This is a genomic window from Streptomyces uncialis (assembly GCF_036250755.1).
GTDB classification, from domain to species: domain Bacteria; phylum Actinomycetota; class Actinomycetes; order Streptomycetales; family Streptomycetaceae; genus Streptomyces; species Streptomyces uncialis.
Genome location: NZ_CP109583.1, coordinates 1786893 through 1803242, shown reverse-complemented (window position 1 = coordinate 1803242; position 16350 = coordinate 1786893). Strand labels below are relative to the sequence as shown.

Here is a 16350-nt window from a genome sequence, read left to right as displayed (position 1 = left end):
ACCCCCGGTCGGTCGGCCGGGGACGGCTCAGCCCGAGGTGCTCGGACGCCGTACCCGGCGCCACATCGCGGGCACCACGCTCAGGAACAGCGTCAGCCCGACCGCCGTGGCGACGCCCTCCCACGGCTCCGTGAACAGCGAACCGCCCAGGATCCCGATGAGCTGGTACGTCACCGCCCACGCCAGACACGCCGGTACGTCGCCCCGTGCGAAACGCCGCAGCGGCCAGTCGGCCATCAGACACGCCAGCATGACCGGGACCCGGCCCGCCGGAACGAGCCGGGACAGCACCAGGACGGTCACCCCGTGCCGCTGGAGCTTGTCCTGGGCCTGCGCGAGCCGGTCCTCCGGCGCGTGCGAGCGTATCGACTCCAGCCAGCGGGACCCGTTGCGTGAGCGGGTGCCCCGGCTGCCCAGCCAGTACAGGGCGACATCACCGAGGAACGCGGCCAGCGCCGCCACCGCGAACACCAGCAGCAGGGCGAGCGGCGCCGACGAGTGGAACGCGACCACCGCCGCCGAACTCACCAGCGCGCCGGTCGGCACCACCGGCACCAGCGCGCCGATCATCACCAGCAGGAACAACGACGGATAGCCGAGGGCCAGCTGGGTCGCCTCGGGCGGCAGCACCGAAACGGCGAGCGGGTTCACCGCGCGACCTCCGGCCGGACGCTCTCGCCGTGCGTCAGCAGATGCACCGCGACCCGCGGGGCGCGTACGGCGGCCAGCCGCACGAACTCGTCACCGGGGGAGTGGAACTCGTGCGGGCGCACCCCGTCCATCCCGATCGGCCAGTACGTGCCGAAGTGCACGGGGACCGCGCTGCGCGGGGCCAGCCGCGCCAGTGCCTCGGCGGCGCGTCCCGCGTCCAGATGACCGTGTCCGAGGAACGGGCCCCAGCCCCCGACCGGCAGCAGCGCCACGTCCACGGTGCCCACCTCCTCGGCCATCCCGTCGAACAGCCCGGTGTCCCCCGCGAAGTACGTCCGCGCCTCCCCGTTCACCACATAGCCCAGCGCGGGCGAACGTCTCGGGCCCATCGGCAGCCGCCGCCCGTCGTGCGCGGCGGACACCGCCCGGACCGTCAGGTCCCCGTGCGCCGCCTCCTCGCCCGGACCGATCTCCGTGAGCCGCAGCCCGCCGAGCCTGCGCAGCGCCGGGACGGCCCGCAGCGCGCCGCGCGGCACCACCACCCGGGTCCCCGCCGGGAGGGCGGCCAGCGACGGTACGTGCAGATGGTCGGCGTGCAGATGCGAGACCAGCACCAGATCGGCCGCCCGCGCGCGCTCCGGCGGCAGCGCGCCCCGTCGCCTGCGCAGATGCGCCAGCCGCCGGGCGAACAGCGGGTCGGTCAGCACCCGGGCCCCCGAGTCCTCGACCGTGCAGGTGGCGTGACCCCACCAGGTGATCTCCACCGGCACCGCTTTTCCTCCTCCGTCGGCTCCCCCCGAGCCTACGGGCAGCGATAGGGTCGACGCCCCGACAATGAGGTGAGGGGCGACCATGGACAGCGGCGATGGGGCCGACGGGATTCCGGGCACGGTGCGGGTCGCCGCGATCGCGAGCCTGACCCCGCTGGAGGAGCTGGACGCGGACCCCTTCCTGGTCGACTCGCGCAGCCAGTACGCGATGTGTGCCCGCTGGGCCGCGGCGCAGGGCTATGTCATCACCAGGGAACTCCTCGTGCACGCGCTGCGGTACGACCACTGCGCGCTGTGGTCGGACGTGGACGACGGCCAGGTCGATCTGTTCGTCGCGCCGAGCCGCCGGGTGCTGGAGCGGGCGCTGCGGTCGGTGGACGACTTCACCGCGGAGTGCGGGCGGCGCGGGGTGCGGGTCGAGACGGTCGGTACGGAGGAGCCCCGTTACGACGCGGAGATGAAGGCGCGGGTGCATCGTCGGTTGTCGATGCCTACGGCGGGGTACGACGGCCGCTGACCCCTGACACCGGGGCGGCCCCAGCCCTCCGGTCCCCTCGGACCTCGCGCCCCGGGGTTCCACCCCCGCCCCCACCCACCCCGCTGCGGGCCGTCCGCGGACGCGCAGTTCCCCGCGCCCCTGGGGTTCCCCACCTGGACGTACTTGTTCCTGTGCGGGCTGTCCGGGGGTGCGCAGTTCCCCGCGCCCCTGGGGCTGCGCTCCGTGGCGTAGCCGGTCGGGTGCGGGGACGCGCGTTGCATGCGCGGTGGCCCGCGCCCTTGGGGTTCCCCACTTGGGCGTGCTCCGTTCCTGTGCGGGTCGTCCGGGGGTGCGCAGTTCCCCGCGCCCCTAGGGTTCCCCACCTGGGCCGACTCCGTTCCTGTGCAGGCTGTCCGGGGGGTGCGCGGTTCCTCGCGCCCCTGGGTACTCGTTCGTGGGCGTACCTGGTCGGGTGCGGGTCGCACGTGGTGTTGCGCAGTTCCCCGCGCCCCTTGCGGGGCGCACATACCCGCTGTCGATTTCTCCCCGCGGCCCGCACCGAACAGCGGAACGTGCGGAACGCCCCAAAAGGGCGCGGGGAACTGCGCACCCCCGAACGCCCCGCACCGGACAAGATTCGCTCAGGTGGGGAACCTCAGGGGCGCGGGGAACTGCGCCCCCCGTCGAACCCGCACAGGGAACAAGTACGCCCAGGAACGAGTACCCCAGGGGCGCGGGCTACCGCGCATACAACGCGCGACCCGCACCCGACCAGCTACGCCAGGAAGCGCACCCCCAGGGGCGCGAGGAACCGCGCACCCCCGGACGGCCCGCACCGGACGAGGTCGGATCAGGTGGGGGACCCCGGGGGCGCGGGGAACTGCGCCCCCCGTCGAACCCGCACAGGAACAGAGTCGGCCCAGGTGGGGAACCCAGGGGCGCGAGGAACCGCGCACCCACCGAGCGACCCGCACAGGAACAGGTACGTCCAGGTGGGGAACCCAGGGGCGCGAGGAACTGTGCACCCCCGGACGGCCCGCACCGGACGAGGTCGGATCAGGTGGGGGACCCCGGGGGCGCGGGGGAGCGCGCGGACCGGCGTGCGGGGTGCGGGGGGAAACTCGGGCCTCCCCGGACGGGGCTACGCTGGGGACCCGTACCAACAGGCGAGGCGGGAGGCCACGTGCCGGTCAGGCGATGGCGAAGACTCGGCAGCGCCGCATGGCGCTCGGTCACCGTCTGGGCGGTCAGCACCCTGACGATGCTCGCCCTCGCCGGCGCCCTCCCGGACTTCCGCCTCCAATCGCCGGACGGCGACAGCGCCACCCGTATCGCGATCACCGCCGCCCTCGGCGCCGGTGCGTTCGGCCTGCTCAGCGCACTGGTCTGGCCCCTGCTGGTCCGCGCGCTGCTCCTGGTGCCCGCCCTGGTCCTGGGCCTGCTCGTGTTCTTCCTCAACGGCTTCCTGCTGCTCCTCGCGATGCGGCTCAACCCGGCCGGCCGCGGCGAGGTCGCCCCCGAGACCGCGGTCGTCGTCGCCGCGGTGATGTCCGCCGTCGCCTCCGCGACGGGCGCCGCCCTCGCCGTACGGGACGACGACGCCTACCGCCGCCGTCTGTACCGGCTGGCCGACCGGCGCCGCCGCCGCGCCCCCGACGGGGACTGCCCGCCGACCCCGGGCACCGTGTTCATCCAGCTCGACGGCGTCGGCCACGACATCCTGCTCGACGCGGTGGGCAAGGGCCTGATGCCCACCGTGGGGGGCTGGCTCGGCCGGCCCGTCGACGCCGACGGGCGGCACGCCAGCCACCGGCTCACCCCCTGGCGCACCGACTGGTCGAGCCAGACCGGCGCCAGCCAGCTCGGCATCATGCACGGCAGCAACCACGACATCCCCGCCTTCCGCTGGTACGAGAAGGACACCGACGAGCTGATGGTCTGCAACCGGCCCACCAGCGCCGCCGAGCTGCAACGCCGTGCCATCGAGTACACCGGCGACGGCGGACTGCTCACCGTGGACGGCGCCAGCCGCGGCAACCTCTTCAGCGGTGGCGCCGACCAGCTCGCCCTGGTGCTGTCGGTGTCCGCCCGCCGGGGCCGGGAGAACCGCTCCCGCGCGGGCTACTTCGCGTACTTCAGCGACCCGGCGAACGCCGTCCGCACCGCCCTGTCCTTCGTCGCGGAGGTCGTCCGCGAGATGGGCCAGTCCACGTACGCCCGTATCCAGCGCCGCCGCCCCCGGGTGTCCCGCGGCGGGCTCTACCCGCTGGTGCGGGCCTTCGCGACGGTCGTGGAGCGCGATGTCGTCGTCGCGGCCGTGCTCGGCGACATGCTCGCGGGCCGGGGCGCCGTCTACGCCGACCTCGTCGCCTACGACGAGGTCGCCCACCACTCGGGCCCCCGCGGCCACGACACGGACCGGGTCCTCGTCCGCCTCGACCGCTCCCTCGCCCTGCTCGCGAAGGTCGCCGAGCACGCGCCCCGCCCGTACCGGATCGTGGTGCTGTCCGACCACGGCCAGAGCCCCGGGGAGACGTTCCTGGGCCGCTACGGACTGACCCTCGGCAATCTGGTCCGCGCGGGCTGCGGACTGCCCGTGCCCCGGCGCGCGAGCCGTACCCGCAGCGGCGCCGAGGCCCGCGCCGCCGTCCGCGCCGCCCTGCACCGGCCCGCCGAGAAGGAGGGCCCCGAGCGGCACGCCCGCCGCACGGAACCCGTCGTACTCGCCTCCGGCAACCTCGGACTGGTGTCCTTCCCCGACGTACCGCACCGGATGACCAAGGAGGAGATCGACCTGCGCCACCCGGCGCTGCTCCAGACCCTCGCCAACCATCCCGGGATCGGGTTCCTGCTGGTCGCCAGCGAGGAGCACGGCGGGGTCGTGCTCGGGGCACGCGGCGCCGAGATACCGCTCGCCGACCTGGACGAACACCCGGGTCCGCTCACCGACTTCGGTCCGGGCGCGGCCGACGCGGTCCGCCGCACCCACGGCTTCCCGCACACCGCGGACATCATGATCAACTCCATGTACGACCCCGGGGAGGGCGAGGTCCACGCCTTCGAGGAGCAGATCGGCTCGCACGGCGGCCTCGGCGGCTGTCAGGGCAAGCCGTTCCTGCTCTCCCCGCTGGACCTGCCGGACCCGCTGGCCGACCGCGCCGAACTCGTCGGCGCGGAACAGCTCCACGGACTGTTCCGGCACTGGCTCGGCGTCGAGGAGGGACCCCAGGTACCGGTCTCCCTCGCGCACCCGGACCGGCCGCACCCGGGAGCCGCCGTCCTGGACGGCGTACGGGTGCTGCGCGACGGCACCCGTAAGAAGCGTCCCGCGGCCCGGCCCGGTACGACCCGGGCCACATCGCTGCGCGGCGGCGGAACGGGAGCGGCCTCACCCGTGTCCCGGGCCGACCGGCCACCCGCGGCCCCGCCCGGCCGCCGGTAAATTCGGCTGCGCCACGCCACCGTCCCGTCCAGACTGTTCCCGTCGTCACCGGCGCCGCACCGGCCGGCCGCGGCGTGGTCCCGCCGCCCGGCGCCGGCCGCCGTACCCGTTCCCGCACGGGCCGTCGCAGCGCCCCACCCCCCACCAGGAGTCCTCACGTGCAGCCGGCCGTCACCGTCACCCCCGCCCGGATACCCGAGCTGCTGCTCGGTCTGGCGACCGTGCGGCCGGTGTTCCTGTGGGGCGCGCCGGGGATCGGCAAGTCGTCGCTGGTGCGGGACTTCGCGGAGTCGCTGGGGCTGGAGTGCGTGAGCCTGCTGGGGACCCAGCTCGCCCCCGAGGACCTGATCGGGGTCCCGCAGATCCGCGACGGGCGCTCGGTGTTCTGCCCGCCGGAGGCCATCGCCCGCGACGAGCCGTACTGCCTGTTCCTGGACGAGCTGAACGCGTCGACACCGGATGTGCAGAAGGCGTTCTACTCGCTGATCCTCGACCGCCGGATCGGCAGCTACGAACTGCCCCAGGGCTCCATCGTGATCGGCGCGGGCAACCGCGCCACCGACAACGCGCTCGCCCGCCCGATGGCCTCCGCCCTGATCAACCGGCTCACCCATGTCCATCTCCAGGCGTCCGCGAAGGACTGGCTCCTGTGGGCGGCCTCGAACGGCATCCACCCCTGGATACTCGACCACCTCACGGACCGGCCCGACCATCTGTGGTCCAAGCCCCCGAAGACCGAGGAACCGTTCTCCACCCCCCGGTCCTGGCACATGCTGTCCGACGCGCTGCACTCCTTCGGGCCCGGCCTGGACGAGGACACCCTGAAGGTCGTCGCGCACGGCACCCTCAGCCCGGCGCACGCCGTCGCGTTCTGCGGCTATGTGAAGATCGTCCGGCACGCGTACGGCATCGACGCGATCCTCAAGGGCGACGCCTCCTGGCCGCGCGGCCTCGGGGACCGGGATCTGCTGTACTACCTCGCCGAGGCGTTCCGGGGCAGGCTCGTCAAGGAACTGCCCGCCGACAAGCAGCATGTGTCGGCGACGGGCCGTCAGACGGCGTACCGGGCCAAGGCCCTGCTGGTGCAGCTCGCGGAGATCTCCGTCGAGGTCGCCCAGGCCGTCATCGCGGACGACGCCGACGGACAGCCGGTGCTGCCCGCCTGGTTCCTGGTGGAGGCGGCCCGCGACATGCCGCGCCTGGTGGAGGCCCGCCGGTGACCGGCCGTACCCGCGGGGGCCGGCGGTGAGCCGGGGCCCCGGCCGGGGCGGCAAGGGCAAGGCCAAGCCGGACCCGGCGGCCGAGGCGTTCGCCGAAGGGCTGAAGCTGGCGATGCGCAACCCCGCGCTCGCCGCCCTGGAACCCACCGTGTGCCGGGGCAAGGAATGCCGTCAGTACCCCGAGCGGGGGCTGTGCCGGATCGACTCCGGCGGCGCGCTCCACGCGCACCCCACCCGCCGCGCCGAACCCGCCGAGTGGGCCTGGGCGATCGCCCACTGCGTCATCCATCTCGGCTTCGGCCATGTCCCCGCCGCGACCGGCGAGCGCGTCCAGCCCGACCGCGCCGACCTCGCCGCCCGCTGCGCCGTCGTGAACCGGTTCCAGGAGACCTTCCCCTGCGGACAGCCCCCCGACGACCTCCCGGCGAGCTGGCCGGGCGGCGACGAGGAGCAGATCGCCGCGGGCTGGCGCCGGGACGGCGTCCCGGTCGCCTACGAGCGCTGCGGCACCGGCGGCGACGCCCCCGACCAGGTGCTGACCTCCTGGCCCGACGACCAGTTCACCCCGCCGCCCACCGACTGGCAGGAGGCGTTCGCCAGGGCCCTGACCCGCAGTGTCTCCGTGGCCATGGACGTGGCGGGCGGACGCCGGATGTCCTTCTCGGACGAGGCGCCCCACGTCAGGGAGTGGCACCACGCGCTCAACTGGTTCGTGTCCTCGTACCCGCTGCTCGGCGGGATCGCCGCCGGGATGAGGATCGTCGCCGACGCGGAACTGGCCCGCGCCCATGACATCGCCATCGCCGCCGTCAACGCCACGGCGGGCGAGATCTACATCAATCCGCTGGTGCGGCTCACCACGGAGGAGTGGCGGTTCGTCCTCGCCCACGAGATGCTGCACGCCGCCCTGCGCCACGGCGACCGGCTCGGCGGACGCGACCCGTACCTGTTCAACGTCGCCGCCGACTACGTCATCAACGGCTGGCTGCGGGAGATGGACGTCGGACTGATGCCGGACGGGCTGCTCCACGATCCCGAGCTGGCCGGGCTGTCGGCGGAGGAGGTCTACGACCGGATCGCGGGCGATCTGCGGCGGATGCGGCGGCTGTCCACCCTGCGCGGCAAGGGACGCGGCGACATCCTCGGCGAACCACTGGCCCGCGGCCCCGCCGACTACGTCGACCTCGACGAGTTCTACCGGCGCGGTCTGGTCCAGGGCTTCGACCTGCACGGGTACCAGGAACGCGGCACCCTGCCCGCCGGACTCGTGGAGGAGATCCGGGCGCTCAGCCATCCACCGCTGCCCTGGGACGCCCGGCTGGCCCGCTGGTTCGACGAGTTCGTGCCCCGGCCCGAGCCGCTGCGCACCTTCGCCCGCCCGGCCCGCCGCCAGGCGTCCACCCCGGACATCCCGCGCGCGGGGCGCCGGTTCCCGCCCGAGGAGATCGCCCGCTGCACCTTCGGTGTGGTCCTCGACACCTCGGGTTCGATGGACCGGGTCCTGCTCGGCAAGGCGCTCGGCGCGATCGCCTCGTACGCCGCCGCCCGGGACGTCCCCGCCGCGCGGGTGGTGTTCTGCGACGCGGCCCCGCACGACGCGGGGTACGTCCCCGTCGAGGACATCGCCGGCCGGGTCCGGGTCAGGGGCCGCGGCGGCACAGTCCTGCAACCGGCGGTCGATCTGCTGCGCCGGGCCGACGACTTCCCGGCGAGCGCGCCCCTGCTGATCATCACCGACGGCTGGTGCGATGTGCTGACCGTGCGCCGTGAGCACGCGTATCTGCTGCCGCCCGGCGGGGCCTTGCCGTTCACCCCGCGCGGGCCGGTGTTCCGGGTCCGCTGAGAGGGGAAGTGCCCGGCGCGCCCGGGAGTGTGATCGGATGGGGGCACGGACCCCGGCAACGGGACTCCAGGAACCTCTCGGAAAGGGCACTGACGTGGCAACCACGCGCTCCGCACACACCGTGTGGGAAGGCAACCTCCTCCAGGGCAACGGCGTCGTCACCTTCGACTCCTCCGGTATCGGCGAGCAGCCGGTGTCGTGGCCGTCCCGGGCCGAGGCCGCGAACGGCAAGACCAGCCCCGAGGAGCTCATCGCCGCGGCGCACTCCAGCTGCTTCTCGATGGCGCTGTCGCACGGGCTCGCCGGTGCGGGCAACCCGCCCACCAAGCTGGTCACGTCCGCCGACGTGACGTTCCAGCCGGGTGAGGGCATCACCGGTATCCACCTCACGGTGGAGGGCACCGTCGAGGGTCTCGACGCGGAGGCGTTCGCCGCCGCCGCCGAGGACGCCAAGAAGAACTGCCCGGTGAGCCAGGCCCTCACCGGCACGACGATCACCCTCACGGCCAAGCTGGCCTGATCCCCGCACCGGTACCGCGGCCCCGGCCCGGCCGCGGCACCGGTGTGCCCGCCACCGCGGCCGGTGCGCCCGCCTACCGCAGGACGCAGCCCTCGTAGCCGCCCGCGGCGACCGCGTCGCACCGCGCGCGGTAGACATCCGCCCCGCCGGTGTAGGCGAGGAACCCCCGGGGTTTGCCGGGCACGTTGGCGCCCGTGTACCAGGAGTCCGTCGCCGGGTAGAGCGTCCGCGCGGCCGTCCCGGCCGTGTGCTCCACCCAGTCGCGTTCCGCCTCCGGTGTCGCCTCGATCGAGGTCAGCCCCCGCTCACGCAGATACGCGACGCAGTCGGTGATCCACTCCACATGCTGCTCGATGGAGACCATCATGTTGGTGAGGACCGAGGGGCTCAGCGGACCGGTGACCGTGAAGAGGTTGGGGAACCCGGCCGACAGCAGCCCCAGATACGTCAGCGGACCGGCGCCCCATCTCTCCCGCAGGGTGACACCTCCCCTGCCGACGATGTCGACACCGGTCAGCGCGCCGGTCATGGAGTCGAAGCCGGTGGCCAGGACCAGCACGTCCGCGGGATACTCCTGCCCGGCGGTCCGTACGCCCTTCGCGGTGATCTCCTCGATCGGGTCCCGCCGCAGGTCCACCAGCGTCACATGCGGCTCGTTGAACGTCTCGTAGTACCCGCTGTCCAGGCAGGGCCGCTTCGTCCCGAAGGGATAGCTCCGGGGTGACAGCGCCTCCGCGACGACGGGATCGCTGACCGTCGCGCGGATCTTGCCCCGGACGAACTCGGCCGCGGTCTCGTTGGCGTCCACGTCCACGAGGAGATCGGTGTACGAGCGCAGCAGGGCGCTCAGCACCCCCTGGTTCCACGCGTGCTCGTAGGCGGCCGTCCGCTCCCGCTCGTCGGTCTCCAGCGCCGAACGGGTCGGCATCGTGAACACGGAGCCGCCCTTGGACGCCCGCTGGGCGGCCCGGAACGCCGGATAGTCGTCCTTGCGCGCGGTGACCTCCGCCCCGGTCAGGGGGCGGTTCAGGGCGGGCAGCGCGTACACGGGGGTGCGCTGGAAGACCGTCAGCGCGGCGGCCTGCCGGGCGATCAGCGGGACGCACTGGACCCCGGAGGCCCCGGTCCCGATCACGGCGACCCGCCGTCCGGCCAGTTCGACCCCGTCACGCGGCCAGCGCGAGGTGTGGTGCACCGGGCCCGCGAACTCCGCGAGCCCTGGCACCTCCGGTTCCTTCGGGACGGTCGCGCACCCGGACGCCATCACGAGGAAGCGCGCGGTGACGCGCTCCCCGGTGTCGGTGGTGATCTCCCACAGCCCGTCGTCCTCCTGGTGCACGGCCCGCAGCACCCGGGTCGAGAGGGTGATGTGCGGCCGCAGTCCGAACCGGTCGGCGACATGGTGCAGATAGCGCAGGATCTCCGGCTGGGTCGCGTACTTCTCGCTCCACACCCACTCCTGGTCCAGCTCCGGGCAGAAGGTGTACGAGTACGTCATGGACTCGATGTCGCAGCGCGCGCCCGGGTAGCGGTTCCAGTACCAGGTGCCGCCGATGTCGTCACCCGCCTCGAACACCCGGGTGCTCAGACCCAGTTGCCGGAACCGGTGGAGCTGATAGAGACCGGCCGCCCCGGCGCCGACGATCACGGCGTCGACCTGCGGGGCACTTGGGACACTCTGGGACATCACGGCTCTCCTGACGGCAGCGGTCATCCCGGAGCCGCCACTCCGCAGATTCGATCATCCGCCGACCCGGCGCCCCTCCGCCACCCGACAGGCAGGAGAGGCGCGAAGCAGCCCTTGAGGGTGGCGTGATCCGTATGCCCCGACGGTCCTGCCGACCGCTTGCGGGCCGGGAGCGCGGACAGGTCAGGGCTTGACGGCCAGGCCCGCGAGTACGGGGACGGGGCCCGGGTCCGTGGGTTCGGGCGCGGCGGCCGACGGGCCGGGCGGGGGCGGCGGGTACGACGACGGGTCCTCGTCCAGGCCGGGGTGCCAGTCGGGGGCGGTCAGTACTCCCGGCTCCACCACGTCGAGGCCGTCGAAGAACCGGGTCACCTGCTCCCGGGAACGCGGGTGGAAGGGCATCCCGCCCGCCCGGAAGCGCAGCGACACCTGCGCCATCACCCCGGGCGCGGTATCGGCGGTGACCTGGGAGATCGCCAGGGTGCTCCCCGGCGCCAGCGCCGCCGTGTACCGGGCGACGAGCGCGTACACGTCGTCGTCCCCGGCATCGTCGAGGTAGTGCAGCAGCCCGAACAGCGACAGCGCGACCGGCCGGGACAGGTCCAGGGACTTCGCCGCCTGTCCGAGGACGCCGTCCGGGTCGCGGACATCGCCGTGCGCACAGTCCACGACGCCTTCAGGGGTGCCGTGCAGCAGGGCCTGCGCGTACCGCAGGATCACCGGGTCGTTGTCGGTGTACACGATCCGCGCGTCCGCCGCCTCGCCCTGCGCGACCTCATGGAGATTGGGCGCGGCCGGGATGCCCGTACCGATGTCGAGGAACTGGCGGACGCCCCGGCGGGCCGCGTAGCGGGTCGCCCGGCGCATGAAGGCGCGGTTGGCGAGGGCTCCGCGCCGGGCGGAGGGGTCCAGGTCCAGGACACCGCGTCCCAGCTCCTCGTCGGCGACGTAGTTGTCCCGGCCGCCGAGCCACCAGTCGTACACCCGCGCGGGGTGGGCCGTCCTCGGTGGCCCGGTCGGGCGGGCGGTCCGGTCTCGGCCGGGCATCGTGCTCTCCTACGCGAGGTCGTGCCGGACGGGTTCCGCGCCGGGAGCGGCGTCCGCCTCCGCCTGGTAGGCGTCGCGGACCTCCCGCAGGAGCTCCTTCGTCCGGTCGGTGGAGGCGGCCTGGGCCGACATATGGTCCAGGACCTCCAGATGGGTGGCCACCTCGGGACGTCCGTCCAGATAGATCGCCCCGGTGAGGAACTCGCAGTAGACCATGTCCTGCAACTCCGCCTGCGCGAACCGGAACAGGGCGAACGGGCCGTACGTCCCCGGATGCGGTCCCTTGTGGAACTCGGCGATCTGGAGCGTCAGTCCGGGTGTCTGCGCGGCGGCCAGCAGCCGGTCCAGCTGCTCGGCCATCACCTCGGGGCCGGCGACCGGGCGGCGCAGCACCGTCTCGTCCATCACGATCCACAGATGCGGGGCGTCGGGCTTGGCGAGGAGCTTCTGGCGGTCGAGCCGCAGCTCCACATAGCGCTCCACGTCCTCGGGACGGGTGTGCCCGATGGTGCCCGCCGCCATCACCTCGCGGGCGTAGCGCTCGGTCTGGAGCAGTCCCGGGACGAAATGCGGCTCGTAGGACCTGATGAGCCGGGCCTCGGCCTCCAGACTGACGTAGAGGCTGAACCAGTCCGGCAGGACGTCGTGGTACCGCTGCCACCAGCCCGGTTGATTGGCTTCCTCGACGAGTGACAGAAAGCCGTCGACCTCCTCCTGGGCCGCCCCGTAAGCCGTGAGCAGCACATGCACGTAGGGGATCTTCAGCGAGACCTCCGCCATCTCCATGCGGCGGACCGTGGCGGCGGTGACCCGGAGCTGTGCGGCTGCTTGTTCGCGGGTCAGGCCCTTGGCCTCCCGCAACTCCTGCAATCGCTTCCCGAGTACGACCTGCCCGACGGTCGGCGCGGCACGCCGTTCGCTCACGTCACGCCTCCCCACGTGCCGAACATGTGAGCAGTCTGTCATGCGTCGGCTACGCGGCGGGGCGACTCGGGGTTTCACATGGAAAGTTACGTTCCGGTCACGGCCCCGGCGGGGGGTGGTAACCGGGCGTACGGGAAGAGATCAGGCGAGTGACGAGCCCTCCTCGTGGTGGATGTCACACGGCGTCAGCCGCCCAGCGCACGGAGGTGGTCGGCGGTCTCCCGGTCGGCCGGGAGGAACGTCTCGACGGCGAGCTCCGCCACCGTCACATCCATCGGGGTGTTGAACGTCGAGATGGACGACACGAAGGACAGGACACGTCCGTCGTGCTCGATCCGCATCGGCAGCGCGAAGTAAGGGGCCGAGGCGCCGGCCGCCGCCGACTCGCCCCCGTCGGCCACCGGATACGCGGCCACCTCCTCGTACAGCTCGCGCAGGACCGCCGAGCGGTCCAGGGCGATCTGGCGCTCCATCTGCTCCAGCAGATGCCCGCGCCACTCGGCCAGATTGCGGATGCGCGGCGCCATGCCCTCCGGATGCAGGACCACCCGCATCGCGTTCAGCGGCGGCGCCAGCAGTTCCTCGGACACGCCCTCCATCAGCATGGTGATCCCCCGGTTCACGGCGACCACCTGGTACGTCGCGTCGACCACCAGCGCCGGATACGGGTCGTAGCCCTGGAGCAGCCGGTCAAGTCCCGCCCGCAGCCCCTCCATCGCCGGATCGTCCATCGAGGTCTCCGGGAACCGGGGCGCGTACCCGGCCGCGAGCAGCAGCGCGTTGCGCTCCCGCATGGGAACGTCCAGATGGTCGGCGAGCCGCAGGATCAGCTCCTCGCTGGGCCGGGAACGGCCCGTCTCCACGAAGCTGATGTGCCGCGCCGACGACCCGGCGCGCAGCGCCAGTTCGAGCTGGCTGAGCCGCCGCCGCTCCCGCCAGTCCCGCAGCAGCGGGCCCACGCCGCGGCCGGCCGGGCCGGGGGTCGCGCCGGCGCGGTGGGGCCTGGGTCCTGCGGGCAGAGCGGTAGTCATGCCCCGACGGTAATCGACGCGCGCGGTGAACGCGGGAACGGCGGCCCGCCACCGCCGCGCCCCGGGCGGTTCCCATGACGTGTCGCTCGGCGGGAAATCGCAGGTCACGACGGGTGTGTAGGGGGCTGGGAGCCAGGCGCGATCACGCCAGGGCGCGACGGGTCCCGGCCGCGGCGCGAGCCGTTCTGTTAGCGTGAGGCGTATGAAGCGTGCCGCAATGACGACGACGCCGGAGAGTGTCCCGGCGCGCTGACTGCTGAACGAGAGTCCGAAGCCCCGGGGCGAGTGCCCCGGGGCTTCGCCGTGTGGTCACCCGCCTCGCCTCCCGAGGAGACCACCATGCACGACCACCGCGAACTCGGCCGTGAGCTCGGCCTGTTCGGCACCGATCCGCTGATCGGCGCCGGACTGCCCTACTGGCTCCCCGACGGCGCCACCCTGCGCCACACCCTGGAGGAGTACATCCGCGACGCGGAGCGCCGCGCCGGGTACCAGCATGTGTACTCACCCGTCCTCGGCAAACGGGAACTGTACGAACTGTCCGGCCACTGGGCCCACTACGCCGACGACATGTTCCCGCCGATGGACGTCGGCGGGGAGCAGTTCGTACTGCGCCCGAGCCTGTGCCCCCACCACGCGCTGATCTACCGCTCAAGGTCCCGCAGCCACCGGGAACTCCCGCTGCGGATCGCCGAACTGGGCGGTATGTACCGCTCCGAGCTGTCCGGGGTGCTCGGCGGACTGACCCGGGTCCGGGCGATCCAGCTCAACGACGCGCATATCTTCTGCTCCCTCGACCAGGCCGCCGGGGAGAGCGCCGCGGCCCTGGAACTGATCCGCCGCGCCTACGCCGACCTCGGCATCAGCGCCGTGCGTTACCGGCTGTCGCTGCCCGGCCCCGGCGGCAAGTACGTCAGCGACCCCGCGATGTGGGAACGCGCCTCGACCCTGCTGACCGGGGTGCTCGACGACTCCGGGGTGCCCTACGAACGGGCGGCGGGCGAGGCCGCGTTCTACGGACCCAAGGTCGACATCCAGATCGCGGACCCGGCCGGGCGGGAGTCGACCTTGTCGACCGTCCAGATCGATCTCCACCAGCCCGCCCGTTTCGGGCTGCGCTACACCGGTCCCGACGGCGCCCCGCACCGGCCCGTGATGGTTCACCGCAGTGTCGTCGGCAGCATGGAACGCCTGGTCGCCCAGCTGCTGGAGACCCATGGCGGCGCCTTCCCCGGCTGGCTCGCCCCCGTCCAGATCATGGTCCTGCCGGTCACCGACGCCGAGGCGGAGTACGCCGAGCGGCTGGTGCGGCGCTGTGCCGCGCTGGGGCTGCGCGCCCGGTCGGCCGGGACCGACCGGGGCACCCTCGGGGCGCGGATCAGGGCCGCCCGGCTCGTCCCCTACCAGCTGGTGATCGGTGGACGGGAGGCCGCCGACGGGCTCGCGTCGCTGCGGCTGCGGGACGGCCGCCGCCCGGGTCCGCTGCCGGTGGACGAGTTGCTGGAACGGGTGGCGGAGCGGGTCGGGGCCCGCTCCGCCGAGCTCTGGGAGCCCGTCCCGGTCGGCTGACGCACGGCATCCCCGGGAACGAATTTGCCGGAACGGCAAGGCGGCTGGTCAGTGGCGGACCCCGGGCCGCACCCTGGGCGCAGCGGTACGCGGCGGGCCCGACCGGGGTCCGCCGCCTCCCCGTCCGTACGGAAGGCGGTTCCACGAACCATGGCGCAGGAACACGGCAAGCACCCGCATCGGCACGGCGGTCCGGATCAGGGAGCGCACCAGGGCCACGCCGGTGGAGCGCACCAGGGTCACCCGGGCCATGGCGGGCACGAGGGGCACCAGGGCCACCCGGGCCGTGGCGGGCACGATCACTCCACCATGGACTGGAGTGTCATGGGGCCCTACATCGAGCGGGGCGGTGAGGTGTCCGCGCCGGTGTACCGGGAGGCCGCGCGCTGGATCGCCGGGTCGCTGCCCCGGCCGGGCCGGGTGCTGGACGTGGGCAGCGGGCCCGGAGTGGTCGCCTGTCTGCTCGCGGAGGTCTTCGAGGACGCCGAGGTGATCGCGGTGGACCCGGAGGAGGCGCTGCTGGAACTCGCCCGGGAGCGCGCCGCGCGTGAAGGGCTCGCGGACCGGGTCCGGACCGTCCGCGCCGAACTGCCCGACGGGCTCGACGGGCTGCCGCCCGCCGATCTGCTGTGGCTCGGCCGGTCGCTGCACCATGTGGGCGACCAGCGGGCCGCGCTCGCCTCGGCCGCGCGACGGCTGGCACCGGGCGGGGTCCTCGCCCTGCTGGAGGGCGGGCTCCCGTCCCGTTCGCTGCCCCGGGACCTCGGCTTCGGGCGCCCGGCGCTGGAGAGCCGCATGGACGCGGTGGAGCAGGACTGGTTCTCCGCGATGCGGGACGCGCTGCCCGGTTCGAGGTCCGAGACGGAGGACTGGCCCGCCCTGCTGGAGTCGGCCGGTCTGCGCCCGGCCGGGACCCGGACGTTCCTGCTGGACCGTCCCGCGCCGCTGACCGCCCAGGAGCGGGACTTCGTCGTCGCGTCGTTCGAGCGGCGCCGCGAGGCCATGGGCGACTCGCTGGACGCGGCCGACCTCGCGACCCTGGACCGGCTGGTCGACGCCGGTGACCCGGCCGGACTGCGCAACCGGCCGGACCTCCATCTCCTCACCGCCCAGACGGTCCACACCGCGGTCGCGGCGCCCCGCGAGAGCTGACGGACCGGCGGACGAC

General features: G+C 73.5%; 14 protein-coding genes. 7 read left to right on the top strand and 7 right to left on the bottom strand.

Annotated elements, in window-relative coordinates; all coding sequences use genetic code 11:
* Positions 1-27 precede the first annotated feature (27 nt).
* Together OG711_RS07135 and OG711_RS07130 are read right to left on the bottom strand one after the other, a co-directional pair.
* A complete protein-coding gene (locus OG711_RS07135; protein WP_073790289.1) occupies positions 28-651 on the bottom strand; it encodes a DedA family protein in 624 nt (207 codons plus the stop codon).
* Positions 648-1421, bottom strand: a complete 774-nt coding sequence (locus OG711_RS07130; protein WP_099279966.1) for an MBL fold metallo-hydrolase — start codon at positions 1419-1421, stop codon at positions 648-650. The genes OG711_RS07135 and OG711_RS07130 overlap by 4 nt, the downstream gene beginning before the upstream one ends.
* An 82-nt stretch (positions 1422-1503) precedes the next feature.
* On the opposite strand from OG711_RS07130, the gene OG711_RS07125 reads away from it, so the two are divergent.
* The 5 genes from OG711_RS07125 (at position 1504) to OG711_RS07105 (ending at position 8924) form a co-directional block, all read left to right on the top strand.
* A complete protein-coding gene (locus tag OG711_RS07125; RefSeq protein WP_073790294.1) occupies positions 1504-1938 on the top strand; it encodes a hypothetical protein in 435 nt (144 codons plus the stop codon).
* Positions 1939-3160: 1222 nt separating this feature from the next.
* Positions 3161-5341, top strand: a complete 2181-nt coding sequence (locus OG711_RS07120) for an alkaline phosphatase family protein (RefSeq protein WP_329563665.1) — start codon at positions 3161-3163, stop codon at positions 5339-5341.
* Between the two features lie 158 nt (positions 5342-5499).
* Entirely contained in the window at positions 5500-6561 is a 1062-nt protein-coding gene (locus OG711_RS07115) for an ATP-binding protein (RefSeq protein WP_073790296.1), read from the top strand.
* 25 nt (positions 6562-6586) lie between these two features.
* Positions 6587-8404 carry a vWA domain-containing protein gene (locus OG711_RS07110; RefSeq protein WP_329558778.1) on the top strand — a complete coding sequence of 606 codons (1818 nt, stop codon included), beginning with the start codon at positions 6587-6589 and terminating at the stop codon, positions 8402-8404.
* 94 nt (positions 8405-8498) lie between these two features.
* The gene (locus OG711_RS07105; RefSeq protein ID WP_073790301.1) at positions 8499-8924 is read left to right on the top strand and encodes an OsmC family peroxiredoxin; all 426 of its coding nucleotides are present in this window, start codon (positions 8499-8501) and stop codon (positions 8922-8924) included.
* Positions 8925-8997: 73 nt separating this feature from the next.
* Here the strand turns inward: OG711_RS07105 and OG711_RS07100 are convergent, their stop codons facing one another.
* The 4 genes from OG711_RS07100 to OG711_RS07085 all read right to left on the bottom strand — a co-directional run bounded on the left by OG711_RS07100 (position 8998) and on the right by OG711_RS07085 (position 13613).
* Positions 8998-10611: a flavin-containing monooxygenase gene (locus OG711_RS07100; protein WP_329558777.1), complete on the bottom strand. Its 1614-nt coding sequence runs from the start codon at positions 10609-10611 to the stop codon at positions 8998-9000.
* 183 nt (positions 10612-10794) lie between these two features.
* Positions 10795-11658 carry an SAM-dependent methyltransferase gene (locus tag OG711_RS07095; protein ID WP_329558776.1) on the bottom strand — a complete coding sequence of 288 codons (864 nt, stop codon included), beginning with the start codon at positions 11656-11658 and terminating at the stop codon, positions 10795-10797.
* 9 nt (positions 11659-11667) lie between these two features.
* Positions 11668-12582, bottom strand: a complete 915-nt coding sequence (locus tag OG711_RS07090; protein ID WP_329558775.1) for a helix-turn-helix domain-containing protein — start codon at positions 12580-12582, stop codon at positions 11668-11670.
* A gap of 185 nt (positions 12583-12767) precedes the next feature.
* Positions 12768-13613, bottom strand: coding sequence for a helix-turn-helix domain-containing protein (locus OG711_RS07085; protein WP_329558774.1), 846 nt, complete (start codon positions 13611-13613; stop codon positions 12768-12770).
* 339 nt (positions 13614-13952) lie between these two features.
* Here OG711_RS07085 and thrS point away from each other — a divergent pair, with 339 nt between their 5' ends.
* Positions 13953-15182, top strand: a complete 1230-nt coding sequence (thrS, locus tag OG711_RS07080) for a threonine--tRNA ligase (protein ID WP_329558773.1) — start codon at positions 13953-13955, stop codon at positions 15180-15182.
* Between the two features lie 48 nt (positions 15183-15230).
* Here the strand turns inward: thrS and OG711_RS07075 are convergent, their stop codons facing one another.
* Positions 15231-15479 (bottom strand): hypothetical protein, encoded by a 249-nt coding sequence (locus OG711_RS07075; protein WP_329558772.1) that lies wholly within the window; start codon positions 15477-15479, stop codon positions 15231-15233.
* A 12-nt stretch (positions 15480-15491) separates the two neighbouring features.
* Between OG711_RS07075 and OG711_RS07070 the strand changes: the two genes are divergently transcribed.
* Entirely contained in the window at positions 15492-16334 is an 843-nt protein-coding gene (locus tag OG711_RS07070; RefSeq protein WP_245876843.1) for a class I SAM-dependent methyltransferase, read from the top strand.
* Positions 16335-16350 lie beyond the last annotated feature (16 nt).

Bases quoted from the DNA above. Each gene is read 5' to 3' on its own strand.
- OG711_RS07125 (WP_073790294.1), top strand. From the start codon at position 1,504: ATGGACAGCGGCGATGGGGCCGACGGGATTCCGGGCACGGTGCGGGTC.
- OG711_RS07120 (WP_329563665.1), top strand. From the start codon at position 3,161: ATGCTCGCCCTCGCCGGCGCCCTCCCGGACTTCCGCCTCCAATCGCCG.
- OG711_RS07100 (WP_329558777.1), bottom strand. From the start codon at position 10,611: ATGTCCCAGAGTGTCCCAAGTGCCCCGCAGGTCGACGCCGTGATCGTC.
- OG711_RS07095 (WP_329558776.1), bottom strand. From the start codon at position 11,658: ATGCCCGGCCGAGACCGGACCGCCCGCCCGACCGGGCCACCGAGGACG.
- OG711_RS07085 (WP_329558774.1), bottom strand. From the start codon at position 13,613: ATGACTACCGCTCTGCCCGCAGGACCCAGGCCCCACCGCGCCGGCGCG.
- thrS (WP_329558773.1), top strand. From the start codon at position 13,953: ATGCACGACCACCGCGAACTCGGCCGTGAGCTCGGCCTGTTCGGCACC.
- OG711_RS07070 (WP_245876843.1), top strand. From the start codon at position 15,492: ATGGACTGGAGTGTCATGGGGCCCTACATCGAGCGGGGCGGTGAGGTG.